This window comes from Polaribacter sejongensis, assembly GCF_038024065.1.
Lineage (GTDB): Bacteria > Bacteroidota > Bacteroidia > Flavobacteriales > Flavobacteriaceae > Polaribacter > Polaribacter sejongensis.
The window spans coordinates 433,820-447,637 of the sequence record NZ_CP150667.1 but is presented as its reverse complement, the minus strand read 5'-3'; the positions used below and the strand labels follow the sequence as shown (position 1 = coordinate 447,637).

Annotated in this window: 11 protein-coding genes; 9 read left to right on the top strand and 2 right to left on the bottom strand. The window is 29.2% G+C overall.

All coding sequences use genetic code 11. The annotated features are described in order from the left end of the window. Positions 1 to 10: 10 nt before the first annotated feature. A complete protein-coding gene (gene uxuA / locus WHD08_RS01550) occupies positions 11 to 1,198 on the bottom strand; it encodes a mannonate dehydratase (RefSeq protein WP_208889485.1) in 1,188 nt (395 codons plus the stop codon). Between the two features lie 11 nt (positions 1,199 to 1,209). Beyond that, positions 1,210 to 2,037, bottom strand: coding sequence for an SDR family oxidoreductase (locus tag WHD08_RS01545; RefSeq protein ID WP_208889486.1), 828 nt, complete (start codon positions 2,035 to 2,037; stop codon positions 1,210 to 1,212). Between the two features lie 546 nt (positions 2,038 to 2,583). Between WHD08_RS01545 and WHD08_RS01540 the strand changes: the two genes are divergently transcribed. The 9 genes from WHD08_RS01540 (at position 2,584) to WHD08_RS01500 (ending at position 13,807) form a co-directional block, all read left to right on the top strand. Next, the gene (locus WHD08_RS01540) at positions 2,584 to 2,826 is read left to right on the top strand and encodes a DUF4172 domain-containing protein (protein ID WP_208891246.1); all 243 of its coding nucleotides are present in this window, start codon (positions 2,584 to 2,586) and stop codon (positions 2,824 to 2,826) included. Between the two features lie 184 nt (positions 2,827 to 3,010). Further along, the gene (locus WHD08_RS01535) at positions 3,011 to 3,160 is read left to right on the top strand and encodes a Fic family protein (protein ID WP_208889487.1); all 150 of its coding nucleotides are present in this window, start codon (positions 3,011 to 3,013) and stop codon (positions 3,158 to 3,160) included. A gap of 218 nt (positions 3,161 to 3,378) precedes the next feature. Next, positions 3,379 to 3,561 carry a hypothetical protein gene (locus WHD08_RS01530; protein WP_208889488.1) on the top strand — a complete coding sequence of 61 codons (183 nt, stop codon included), beginning with the start codon at positions 3,379 to 3,381 and terminating at the stop codon, positions 3,559 to 3,561. Between the two features lie 682 nt (positions 3,562 to 4,243). Further along, on the top strand, positions 4,244 to 7,312 hold the full coding sequence (locus WHD08_RS01525; protein WP_208889489.1) for a type I restriction endonuclease subunit R: 3,069 nt from the start codon (positions 4,244 to 4,246) through the stop codon (positions 7,310 to 7,312). 30 nt (positions 7,313 to 7,342) lie between these two features. Further along, on the top strand, positions 7,343 to 8,314 hold the full coding sequence (gene rhuM, locus WHD08_RS01520) for a virulence protein RhuM/Fic/DOC family protein (RefSeq protein WP_208889490.1): 972 nt from the start codon (positions 7,343 to 7,345) through the stop codon (positions 8,312 to 8,314). Positions 8,315 to 8,379: 65 nt separating this feature from the next. Then, on the top strand, positions 8,380 to 10,002 hold the full coding sequence (locus tag WHD08_RS01515; protein ID WP_208889491.1) for an HsdM family class I SAM-dependent methyltransferase: 1,623 nt from the start codon (positions 8,380 to 8,382) through the stop codon (positions 10,000 to 10,002). Continuing rightward, positions 9,995 to 11,326, top strand: a complete 1,332-nt coding sequence (locus tag WHD08_RS01510; RefSeq protein ID WP_208889492.1) for a restriction endonuclease subunit S — start codon at positions 9,995 to 9,997, stop codon at positions 11,324 to 11,326. The genes WHD08_RS01515 and WHD08_RS01510 overlap by 8 nt, the downstream gene beginning before the upstream one ends. Continuing rightward, a complete protein-coding gene (locus tag WHD08_RS01505) occupies positions 11,319 to 12,632 on the top strand; it encodes a pentapeptide repeat-containing protein (protein WP_208889493.1) in 1,314 nt (437 codons plus the stop codon). Before WHD08_RS01510 ends, WHD08_RS01505 begins: the two co-directional genes overlap by 8 nt. Before the next feature lie 29 nt (positions 12,633 to 12,661). Beyond that, a complete protein-coding gene (locus WHD08_RS01500; RefSeq protein WP_208889494.1) occupies positions 12,662 to 13,807 on the top strand; it encodes a PD-(D/E)XK nuclease family protein in 1,146 nt (381 codons plus the stop codon). Positions 13,808 to 13,818 lie beyond the last annotated feature (11 nt).

The following is a 13,818-nucleotide window of genomic DNA, read 5'->3' as shown; positions in this document are numbered from 1 at the left end:
ATTATTTTAATTATAATGAACGTCTAATTCCGATTTCTAATCCACGTAATTCTGCTAAACCACGTAAACGTCCAATTCCTGAATAACCAGGATTTGTTTTCTTTTTTAAATCGTCTAACATCTTATGACCATGATCTGGTCTAAAAGGCATTCTAAGATCTTTTCTTCCTGCAGCAATACGTTTTTGTTGTTCTAAAATCAACGCCTTCATAACAGCATACATATCTACATCTCCATCTAAATGATCTGCTTCGTGGAAATTCCCTTCTGCATCTCTTTTAGTTGCTCTTAAATGAATAAAGTGGATTCTATCACCCAAACGTTCTACCATTCCTGCTAAATCATTATCTGCTCTTACTCCAAAAGAACCAGTACAGAATGTTAATCCGTTATTATGAGAAGGAACAGCTTCATATAAATCTACAATATCTTGCTCTGTTGATACTACTCTTGGTAAACCTAAAATAGGAAAAGGAGGATCATCAGGGTGAATACACATTAAAACCCCTGCTTGTTCTGCTGCAGGAATAATTTCTGATAAAAACGAAAATAAATTTGCTTTCAATTCCTTTGGGCCAACATTGTTATAGGTTGCCAAAATAGCATTAAATTCTTCTAAAGAATATCCTTCTTCAGCTCCAGGTAAACCTGCAATAATGTTTCTGATTAAGGTTTTTTGTTCCGCTGCTGATGAATTCTTTAAAAATGCTGCAGCTTTTTGTTTTTGAGCATCCGAATATTCGTTTTCTGCTCCAGGTCTTTTTAACAAGTACAATTCAAAAGCGGCAAATGCTGCTGCTTCAAAACGTAATGCTGTAGATTGATCTGAAACTTCGTAATCTAAGTTTGTACGTGTCCAATCTAATACTGGCATAAAGTTGTAACAAACAATATCAATTGCACATTCACCTAAATTTAAAAGCGTTTGTTTGTAATTATCAATATACAATTGATAATCTCCAGATTTTGTTTTTATGTTTTCATGAATTGGTACAGATTCTACTACAGACCAAGTCAAACCAACACTTTCAATAATATCTTTTCTTTTTTGAATTTCTTCTACAGTCCAAACTTCTCCATTTGGAATGTGATGTAACGCAGAAACAACTCCTGTTGCACCTGATTGTTTTATATCTGATAAATAAACGGGGTCATTTGGTCCGTACCAACGCCAAGTTTGTTCTAAATTTTGTCTCATTTTATTTTTTTTTAAACGCCACTATACGCTGCAAACCCACCATCAATAGGGATTACAATTCCTGTTACAAAAGAAGATGCATCATCACATAAATATAAAGTTGTGCTTATTAAATCTTCAGGTTTACCATAACGCTCCATTGGAGTTTGATCTATAATTTGCTGTCCTCTTTTAGTTAAACTTCCATCAGATTCTGTTAATAAACTTCTGTTTTGATCTGTTAAGAAAAAACCAGGAGCTAATGCATTAACACGGATTCCTACTTTAGAAAAATGTACAGCTAACCATTGTGTGAAATTAGAAACAGCCGCTTTTGCGCCACTATAAGCTGGTATTTTTGTTAGAGGTGTAAATGCGTTCATTGAAGAAATATTCAGTACAGAACAACCTTTTCTACCTACCATATCTGTTGCAAAAACTTGTGTAGGAATTAATGTTCCTAAGAAGTTAAGGTTGAATGTAAACTCTATTCCTTTTGGATCTAAATCGAAAAAAGTTTTAAAACCTTCTGTTTTGTTTGATAAGTCTTCTAGTACTAAAAACGGATTAGAAGTTGTTCCTAAAGGATGATTTCCTCCAGCTCCATTTACTAAAATATCAACTTTACCAAAAGTATCATTTACTATTTCTTTTGCTTTTTCTAAAGAATCTTTTTCCAATACATTTGCTGCAACACCAATTGCATTTCCTCCAGCAGTATTAATTTCATTAGCAACTTTATCTGCGGCATCTTTTCTTAAATCTAAAACAGCTACACTGTTCCCTTCCTTAGCAAGTGCTATAGCTAATGTGCTACATAAAACTCCTCCCGCTCCTGTTAATACTACTACTTTACTCATTATAATATTTTTATGTTTTTATTCCTAATTAGTGACTCTACTTAAAAATCGAATTATGTCACCCCATTATTATTTCACAAAGGTATAACTCACGTTACTAATGATTTTCATGTATTGTTTCAATCTATACTAAAATTGTATCATGTTTGTTTTTATGTTTCACATTGAAACATGTTTGTTATAATTTTAATACTAAATTAGGAGATAAAACAGACACCTTATTTTATAATTGAATTCAATTATAAAAACTAGTTAGTTGACATTAGTGTTAAAATCAAACAAAAGAATAGCACAATACTTTCTTCTAAGAGGCTTTTATATTTAAAAGTTGAATTCTTTAGATAAAAAAGAGCCTATTAACTCTTAATCCAAATTAATAAATCATAATTCTAAGGAATATTATAAATTTAACGAACCTAATAATTAATTTAATCGGCTCATGAATTATAATTGGCAACAAAAATATTGAACTCATTTCTCTTATAATATAGAAGAGTTAGAAGACAAATTATATGTTTTTGTTCAAAAAACAGGACTAGTTAAGTAATAATAAAAGGCTTATCAAAAAAATCACACACACAGACTACAATTAATATTTTGGCCTCTGAAGCTATTAAAACTTCAGAAATTGAAAGAGAATATTTAAGTAGAAAAGATGTAATGTCTTCCGTTAGAAACAACCTTAAAATAAGCACTTCATACGAGAACGTAAAAGATATTAAAGCCAAAGAAATTGGAGAGCTTGTTACCATGGTTCAGAACACATTCAAAGAAATGCTATTTGATTAGCATCGCAAACTATTACAGGACGTGAAGAATATTAAAGTTAGGGAATGGAGAACTCATCAAGAACCTATGCAAGTCATTTCTGGAGCAATGGGAAGGAAAAAAAATCATTTTGAAGTTCCTCCTTCAAAAGACCTACCTAAAGAAATGGAGCAATTTATAAATTGATTTAATGACTCTGCTCCTAATGAAAAAAACTATAAAACACTTAGCCATTAGAGCTGCTGTTACTCATTTATATTTTGAAAGCATTCATCCTTTTGAAGATGTTAATGGAAGAGTTGGAAGAGCTATTGCAGAAAAAGCACTTTTACAAACTATAAGTAGCCTTTATTAATTATTCTTTCTACAAGTATAGAAAAAGAAAAAAAGCAATATTATGGTTCTTTAGAAATAGTAAAAATAAACAATCAAATAACTAATTGACTTTATTGATTTAATACTTGATGCGCTAGATTTATCTGAATCTATTATTGATTCTACGCTGAAAAAACGAATCTTTTCGATACCTATAAATCGAAATTAAATGATAGACAATTAAAAGTAATTAAACGGATGTTAGCAGGAGTAATTGATGGATTTGAAGAAGGCATTACCAATAAAAAGTTTATTAGTATTACTAAAACTTCTAAAGCTACTGCTACCCGTGATTTACAAAATTTATTAGAAATGAATGTTTTAAAACTATTAGGCAAAGGACCTAATACTTCTTATCAAATCAATTTCGACAAAATATAATTAATGTATAAAATTTATATTTGTCGTACTTTTATCCACTAAACAACAGCTAAAAGAAAATAAAAGTGTACAGCTTTAGTACACCTAAACTGCTACAAACCCAATAGAATATAGGATTACTACATATTGTATTGGGAAGTAAACCACTGATTAATAGATTTTTAACCACTCATTAAAAGTTAATTTTAAAATTATAAAATCCGACTGAATATATAAACCATTCAGAATATCTTTATCTTGTTTTTTAATAAATAATCAACTGATTTTGAGTATATTAAAATTACTCTGTTTTTTTGTTCATTATAACTTGGTGTTCATTGTCACTGACACTAATAAATAATCTAAAGTTTTATATTAAGCTAGAAACATCTTTAAAACCTTTAACTCCACTCCTAACCTATTAAACATTTTTATAATAATACAGAACGTTTTAGGTCTTTTAGTATCAATGTAATTCAGTCTACAAAAATGAGTTTGCTAATGACCCTAGAAATTCTTAATCTCTGATATTTTATATTCCATATCGGAATATGGAATATTCAACTTAAAATAATATCTTCTTAGAATATAAGTTTGTTGTTCAAACTATTATATATTTCTATAAATATAGTTTTATAGTTTTACGGAAATCCGTAATTCTATATCAGTTCGTTTTACTACTTTAGTCCTCCACTCATATGCTATGAAATTTAACGAAGATTCAAGAGTAAAAATCCCCTCAATACTCCATTTAATCAAGTTAGGATATACGTATCTTTCCTTGAAAGAAAACAGTTGGGATTTAGAAACAAATATATTTACTGACATATTTTACAGTCAATTAAAAAGCATCAATAAAAACCTTACACAGAAAGAAGCTGAAAAAGTTTTTACAGAAATTTCTCTTTCATTAGAAAATGAAGATTTAGGAAGAGCTTTCTACAAGAAACTGATAGATCAATCAGGAATAAAATTAATTGATTTTGAGAATTTTGATAACAATACTTTTCACGTAGTTACAGAATTACCTTATGAAAAAGATGAGGACAATTTTAGACCAGATATCATTCTTCTAATAAACGGAATGCCACTTGTTTTTATCGAAGTTAAAAAACCAAACAATAGAAACGGCATTAAAGATGAGCATGATCGCATGCAAAGACGTTTTAAAAATAAGAAGTTTAGAAAATTTATAAACCTAACACAGTTAATGGTTTTTTCTAACAACATGAAGTATAGCGATACCGATACTCAAATGTTAGAAGGTGCTTTCTACAGCACTACAAATTATAGAAAACCAATTTTCAATTATTTTAGAGAAGAAGAAACCTTTGATTTAGAAAAATTATTGTTGCCCGTTTCTGATGAAATAGAAAACATTGTTTTAAAGGATAATAATTTAATCAGTATTAAAAATGCGGATGAATTTACACTAAATAAAAGTCCAAATAAACCAACAAATTCTATTGCCACTTCCCTATTTCAAAAAGAACGCTTAAAGTTTATTCTACAATATGCCTTTGCGTATGTAGAAGAAGAAAATGGTTTAGAGAAACATGTAATGCGTTATCCGCAGATTTTTGCAACCAAAGCAATTGAAGATAAACTAGAAAACGGAATAAAAAAGGGAATTATTTGGCACACACAAGGTTCTGGAAAAACTGCCTTAGCCTACTTTAATGTAAAACACCTTACAGATTATTATCAAAAGAAAAACATCATTCCAAAATTCTATTTTATTGTAGATAGAATCGATTTATTAAACCAAGCAGCAAAAGAATTTAATGCGCGTGGATTAATAGTTCACAAGGTTAATAGTAGAGAAGAATTTACAAGAGATATTAAATCTACCAATGTAATACACAACAGTTCTGGTAAAGCAGAAATTACAGTGGTAAATATTCAGAAGTTTAAAGACGATCCTGATGTTATTAAAAACAACGACTATAATTTAAGCGTACAACGTGTTTTCTTTTTAGACGAAGTGCACAGAAGTTACAATCCAAAAGGGAGTTTCTTAGCCAATTTAGAATTAGCAGACAAACATTCTATAAAAATAGGATTGACAGGAACACCGCTTTTAGGAAAAGAATACAATTCTAAAACCTTATTTGGCGATTATATTCATAAATACTATTACAATTTATCCATTAAAGATGGTTATACACTACGTTTAATTCGAGAAGAAATAGAAACCAAATTTAAACTGACTTTACAAGAAACTTTAGAAAAAATTAAAGTTTTAGAAGGTGATGCTGATAAAAAGAAAATCTTTGCACATCATAAATTTGTAGAACCGATGCTAAACTATATTGTACAAGATATGGAACAAGCAAGAATTTCTATGGATGACAATTCTATTGGCGGAATGGTCGTTTGCGATTCTTCTGAACAAGCTAAAATGATGTATGAAATCTTCCAAGAAAAGTATGCCGAAAAAGAAGCTTCTTATTTTTCTCAAGCAGCAGAAGATCCAGATCATTATGGAAATCAAAAATTAGAAAATAGCAAAGTAAAAAAAGCACAAGTAATTTTACATGATGTAGGTTCTAAACAAGATAGAAACGATTGGGTTGCAGATTATAAAGCAGGTAATATCGATTTTCTATTTGTGTATAATATGCTACTCACTGGTTTTGATGCAAAACGCTTAAAAAAATTATACATTGGGCGTAAAATAAAATCGCACAATTTATTACAAACACTTACCAGAGTTAACAGAACGTATAAAAATCATAAATATGGTTTTGTAGTCGATTTTGCTGATATTCAAAAAGAATTCGATAAAACAAATCAAGATTATTTTAACGAGTTACAGTCTGAATTAGGTGATGAAATGGAACATTATTCTAACTTGTTTAAATCCGCAGAAGAAATAAAACAAGAAATAGAGGAAATAAAAGATGTCCTTTTTAGATTTGATACGGTAAATGCAGAACTGTTTAGTCAGCAAATATCAGAAATAAACGATCGTACAGAAATAAGACAAATTGCTAAGGTTTTAAACAACTCTAAAGAATTGTATAACCTAATTCGTTTATCTGGTAATTTTGAATTGTTAGAACAGTTAGACTTTAGAAAACTGGTTGTTTTATCTAGAATGACGAATGATCGTTTAGCGTTAATCAACACAAAAATAGCTTTAGAAACCAATTTAGAAACCAACAACATTTTAAACACTGCTTTAGAAGATGTCATTTTTGCTTTTACCAAAATAAAGGAAGAAGAAATGGTGTTGGCAGATGAACTAAAAGATACTTTACAAAAAACAAGAGAAATGTTAGGTGGTAATTTCGACCAGAAAGACCCTGTGTTTGTTTCTTTAAGAGAAGAGTTAGAACGTTTGTTTAAAAAGAAAAATCTAAGTGACGTTTCTAAAGAAGAAATGGAAGCAAATATAAAAGCCTTAAATGAAATTTACGATCAAGCTAAAAAACTAGAAAGAGAAAATCAGCTATTAAGAGCAAAGTATGATTTTGATGAAAAATATACACGAATCCATAAAAGATTGCTAGAGAAAAATCCGCTAACAGATAACGAGCGTAAATTATTTGAAGCCTTAAAAGGATTAAAAACAGAAGTAGATAATGAGATTTTACAAAACGCTAAAATATTAGAAAACGAGCGTTATGTAGAAAAAATGATGATGCGTTTGGTCATCAATCAATTTAAAAACAAACAAAATATCAATATTAATGCAACCGATGTAAAACGCATTAACAACATTTTAGTAAAAGAATACATTAATGAGTATAATGGTAATGTTGCTTAAATTTATGGTAACTAAAAAGTAAAGGATTAAATGCAGGAAAAAAATCAAATAAAAATATTTCAAGCTAAAGACAATCAAGTTGAAGTTTCTGTTCAGCTTGATAACGAAACTGTTTGGTTAAATAGAAATCAACTTGCTACTTTATTTGATAGAGATATTAAGACTATTGGTAAACATATAACTAATGTTTTTAAAGAAGGCGAATTAAGTAAAGTAGCAACTGTCGCAAAATATGCGACAGTTCAAAAAGAAGGAGATAGAGAAGTTACTAGAAATGTAGAACATTACAATTTAGATGTAATAATATCTGTAGGTTATAGAGTTAAATCACAAAGAGGAACTCAATTTAGAATATGGGCCAATAGTATTTTAAAAGAGCATTTAGTTAAAGGATATACAATAAACGAAAAACGTTTAGCACAAAAAGAACAAGAAGTACAAATTCTAAAAGATGGTATCACCATTTTAAGCAGAGTTATAGAAGAAAAAACAGCAGACAACCATTGGTTAAGTGTTTTTGCAAAAGGGTTGAGTTTGTTAGATGATTATGATCATGAAGAACTAGATGCAAAAGGACTTACCACAAAAGAAGCAGAGTATCCAAGTATATCTGACTATCAAAAACTAATCAATCAAATGCTTACCGAATTTGATTCTGATGTTTTTGGTAAAGAAAAAGATAAAAGTTTTGAAAGTTCAGTTGCACAAATTGAAAAAGGTTTTGGAACAAAAGATTTTTATACAAGTATTGAAGAAAAAGCTGCAATGCTTTTATATTTGGTGGTAAAAAATCATTCTTTTGTAGATGGAAACAAACGGATTGCAGCAGCTTGCTTTTTAAAATTCCTACAACAAAACGAAATATTATTCAATAACCAAAATCAACCTATAATTAGTAATGATACCTTAGCAAGTTTAACGCTTTTTATAGCTTCTAGCAAACCAGAAGAAATGGAAACCGTAAAACGATTAGTGATAAGTGTATTGAATAGAAATAATTAAAAAATTACGAATGTCAGTTCGAGCGCAGTCGAGAACTTTAAAAATAAAATAGCACCTAAAATAGAATGACAACACAAAATTTTGAAACCAAAACCAAAGCATTAATAGACGACCTAAAAAGCGTTTGTGCAAACTATGGTTTAGGAAATGACGGAAACGAATTTAAAATAATTACCCAAGTATTTTTATACAAATTCTTAAACGACAAATACGTTTACGAACTAAAACAACTAGAACCTACTTTAGCAGAAGCCGAAGATTTTGACGCTGCTTTAAAAAACTTATCCACCGACGAATTAGAAATGTTGACCATGCAAATTAGCCAAGACACGGCGGTTTTTGCACCTAAAAACCTACTATCTAGGTTGTTTGAGCAACAAAACAAAGACAAATTTGCAGAAATTTTTGACGAAACCTTTTTAGAAGTTGCAAGAGCAAATAATGATATTTTTTCTGTACTCACACAAGGTGGAGAAAAAGTGGTCTTGTTTGATGATATTAGCAAATATGTAACTGACAATAAAGATGCGTTTTGCAAAGCATTGGTAAACAAATTGGTTGGTTTTAGTTTCGAGCATATTTTTGAACAAAAGTTCGATTTTTTTGCCACTATTTTCGAATATTTAATAAAAGATTACAATAGCAATAGTGGTGGTAAATATGCAGAGTATTTTACACCTCATGCCGTTGCAAAAATTATGGCGGCTTGTTTGGTTACAGACAAAAACGTAACCAACGCTACTTGTTACGACCCAAGTGCTGGTTCTGGTACGTTGTTAATGAATATTGCACACCAAATTGGCGAAGATAAATGTACTATTTACTCGCAAGACATTTCTCAGAAATCTTCTGGTTTATTGCGTTTAAACCTAATTTTAAACAACTTAGTACACTCCATACAAAACATTATACAAGGCAATACCATTTCTAATCCGTATCATAAACAAGAAAACGGACAATTACAAACCTTCGATTATATTGTTTCTAATCCGCCATTTAAATTAGATTTTTCTGATTATTCGGCATCTTTAGATTCTAAAGCCAATAAAGAACGCTTTTTTGCAGGAATCCCAAATATTCCGAAAACCAAGAAAGACTCCATGGCAATTTATTTGTTGTTTATACAACACATTATGCACAGTTTATCTGCCAAAGGAAAAGCAGCAATTGTAGTACCAACGGGTTTTATTACCGCACAAAGTGGTATTGATAAAAAGATTCGACAAAAATTAGTAGAAAGTAAAATGTTGGCAGGTGTGGTTTCTATGCCTTCTAATATTTTTGCAACTACAGGTACCAACGTTAGTATTTTGTTTTTAGACAAAGCAAATACCAAAGACGTGGTTTTAATTGATGCTTCTAATTTAGGAACCAAAGTTAAAGAAGGAAAAAACCAAAAAACGGTTTTAAGTAATGCTGAAGAACAACAAATTATTGATATTTTTAACGCAAAAGAAATAAAAGAAGATTTCTCTGTAGTGGTTTCTTATGATGATATAACCGCCAAAAACTACAGTTTAAGTGCCGGACAATATTTTGAAGTTAAAATTGAATATATAGATATTTCTTCAGATGAATTTGCTACTAAAATGAACCGTTTTGAAAGTAATTTAGAAACCTTGTTTGCGGATTCTAAAACATTGGAAAAGGAAATTCAAACCAATTTAAAAAGTTTGAAATATGAATAGAATTTCTCTTGAAAAAATTTCAAAAATAATTAATAGTGGATTAACACCTTTAAGGTCAAATAAAGAATTTTGGATTGACGGCAATATTCCTTGGGTAAAAACAGAGCAATTAGGAGAAAAATATATTCATGATTCAAATGAAAAAATAACAAATTACGCTTTACAAAATACTTCTATTAAACTAAATCCAGAAAACACATTAAGTATTGCAATGTATGGTGAAGGAAAAACAAGAGGAAGTGTATCAATTTTAAAAACCGAAACAACAACAAACCAAGCTTGTTGTAATATTGTTATTGATGAAAAAAAAGCTGACTTTGAGTTCGTTTACTATTATTTAAAAACTCAATATGATAATTTAAGAAACTTATCTTCTGGAGTTAGAAAAAACTTAAATTCTAGGGATATTAAAAACTTTGAAATATCATTACCAAATCTACAAACCCAAAAACAAATTGCCAAAGTTTTATCAGATTTAGATGCAAAAATAGAAATCAACAATAAAATAAACCAAGAATTAGAAGCAATGGCCAAAACGTTGTATGATTATTGGTTTGTACAATTCGATTTTCCTGTTGCGCTAGCAACAAGTTCCGAACTTGATTCAGAACCTCTAACTTCAGAAAATTTAAAACCCTACAAATCTTCTGGTGGAAAAATGGTTTTTAATGAGGAGTTGAAGCGTGAGATTCCTTTTGGTTGGGAGGTTGGAACATTATTAGATATTGCAAATTTTCAAAATGGTTTAGCTTGTCAAAAGTTTAGACCAATAAATGATGATTTTTTAAGAGTCATTAAGATTAAAGATATGAAGGAAGGTTTTTCAGAAAAAACTGAAAAAGTTAGACCTGATGTTCCCGATAAAATTAAAATTTTTAATGGAGATATATTATTCTCTTGGTCTGCTTCACTTGAAGTTATTCAATGGTCTGGAGGAAATGGAGCTTTAAATCAACACATTTTTAAAGTTACTTCTGAAAAACATCCTAAATCATATTACTATTTTGAATTACTAAATTACTTGCAACATTTTAAAATGCAGGCTGAATTACGTAAAACTACGATGGGACACATAACTCAAGAACATTTAAAACAGAGTAGAATAGTAATTCCTCCAAAAAAAATAATAAATCAATTAGACATTATTATTAACCCAATTTTGGAAAAAGTAAACAAAAATAAGATTGAAAACCAAAAACTTTCAGAATTACGAGATTGGTTATTGCCCATGTTAATGAATGGGCAAATTACAGTTAAAGAAGCAAAAGAACATATTAATCAAGCAGCAGAACCACAAGAAAATTATTCTAAATCAAATGGCTAGAACATTAATAACAGAACAAGAGTTTGAATCACAATTTACGTTGGCTGCAGGATTTGGTGATTCAAGTCCTATCCGATTCAGTTCTAAAATATTTGATTTTTATATAGAAATATCACCAGAACACAGAGAGTTGATATTTATAGATTGTGAGTTTTTAGAGCCTATACTTTTTTGTAAAGGTGTTCAATTAGTACAAGAGGTTGACGAAATTATCGATGGAGATGATTTGTTTAATGAAGTCGAAACTAATGTGTTTAGTGAAAGTGTTACTTTTAGAGTGTGTCAATTTGAAAAAAAAATACAGTTTGATGATGTTATATTTAGTAACAAGTTTAAAATACATAATTGTACTGTCAATGATGCTTCATTTCGTAACACCACATTTAACGATTTAGCAGATTTTTGGTTAACTACATTCAATAAAGATATAATTTTTTATAAAACAGATTTTAATAAAACTACAGTCTTTAGTATGGCGAGATTTATAGGTAATGTATTATTTACTTATTCGTTGTTTACTACTAAAGTTATTTTTGCAAGAACGAAATTTAACAAAGGTGTTGATTTATCACAATCAATAATATCTGGAAAATTACAGCCTTTTGATTTACAATTTAATTTCAAAGAATTTAAGGCAGAGTATGTTGGTAAAGATGATGAGACTTTTCAAAATTATGTAGATAGAGATGCTATAATACCTTTAGTAAATAAAGTGCATACATTTCAAGTTTTAAAAAAAGCTTTTGAAGATATTGGTAATTATTCGGACTCAATTATAATGCAACGTGAAGAAAAAAGAGCATTTAGAACGCTTACTAAAGAACGTGCAAACGAGAATAGAATTAATTCAAATAATAGAGTCATAATATGGTCTAAAAGATGGTTAAACAAAGCTAATAAATGGCTTGTAAAGGTATTCCTTAAATTGAATAAACTTGTTTCAAATAAAAAAGGAGATCAGTTCATTTTATGGCTTAATAGATGGTCAAATAATTATCAATCAGATTTTAGAAATGGTATTTGGTTTACATTATTAGTTACAATAATTTTTGGTAGTATAACTTTGCTATTTACTGAAGCCTTCCATAATAATATATGTTTTGGTGATTATGAATTTAACAAGCAGGCTTTTACTAAAGGGGTTCGGTATTTATTTACTTTTCTTAATCCAACAAGGAATTTAGATTATTTAGATAGTTTAAAACCTACGTATGGAGGAATAGCTTATTTGTTTGATTTTCTTGGTCGTTTAGCAGTTGGTTATGGTTTTTACCAAACTATACAAGCCTTTAGGAAGTTTAAATAAAAAAAATGATATGAAAAAAAGGAAAATATATGAAAATTGAAGAACTCCAAAAATTTATAAAAGAAAACAAAATACCAAAAATTAAAGGCAAGCCTAAAACCTTTTTAGGAATTGCTAAACAACCACATTACGAAAATGTATTATCTAACATTTATGCCTTTTATTTTAATGTAAATGAGGTACATAAATTATACGATTTGTTTATTGTTTCGTTACAAGAGCTAATTGCTAAAAAACTTATTGATACTGATTTAACAAAAGACATCTCATTTTCAGAAGGATTTGAGATAGAAACCGAATACACAACAAAAAAAGGAGGTAGAATAGATTTGTTGTTAACTTCAGAGAACGAAGCCATAATAATAGAAAACAAGGTATATCACCTCCTAAATAATGATTTAAAAGATTATTGGAACTCTATTGATGGTTTAGTCACTAAGAAAATAGGAATTGTACTTTCCTTAAATCCAATTTTAGAAATAAAACACAAACATTTTATAAATATTACGCATTTAGAACTGTTTAACAGTGTTATGAGTAATCTAGGTAATTATTTGTTAGAAGCAAATGACAAGTATCTAGTGTTTTTAAAAGATTTATATCAAAATATTACCAACCTAAGTAAAAGTTTTATGGAAAAGAAAGATTTAGAGTTCTACTTTAAAAACAAAGAAGAAATCAATCAAATAGTTGAATTTAAAGATACTGTTTTAGATCATGTTATTAGCGAATTAAGAATTGTTGGTGATAGTATTGAAGATGTAGATACAAATATACCAAGACGGTCAAGTGATGCTGGTAAAAGGTATTGCTATTTAAAATCTAAAATAAACAGTAATCTTATGATTACAATAGTGTTCAGGGATTTATTGCTGAAAGATGAAATGTATATTGTTGTCGAGTTTAAAGGTGCTGCATTAAAAAATAAAGCACAATACAATGTGGTAGAGTTTACAGCTGAAGAAAAAGAAATATTAGTAGAAGGCTTTGAAAACAGCACAAATAACTATTGGGCTCATTTTGCTATAAAAAGATATGACTTGAAGCAAGATGAAATTCTAAATTTAAGCGACTTTATTTCTAGAGCTTTAAAAGACGATTATTTATTAGCTGTTTACAGAAAGTTAAATGAATATATGTTAGTTCAGAAGAAGGAAAAAGAATTGGTTGGGTAAAAAAAACAAAA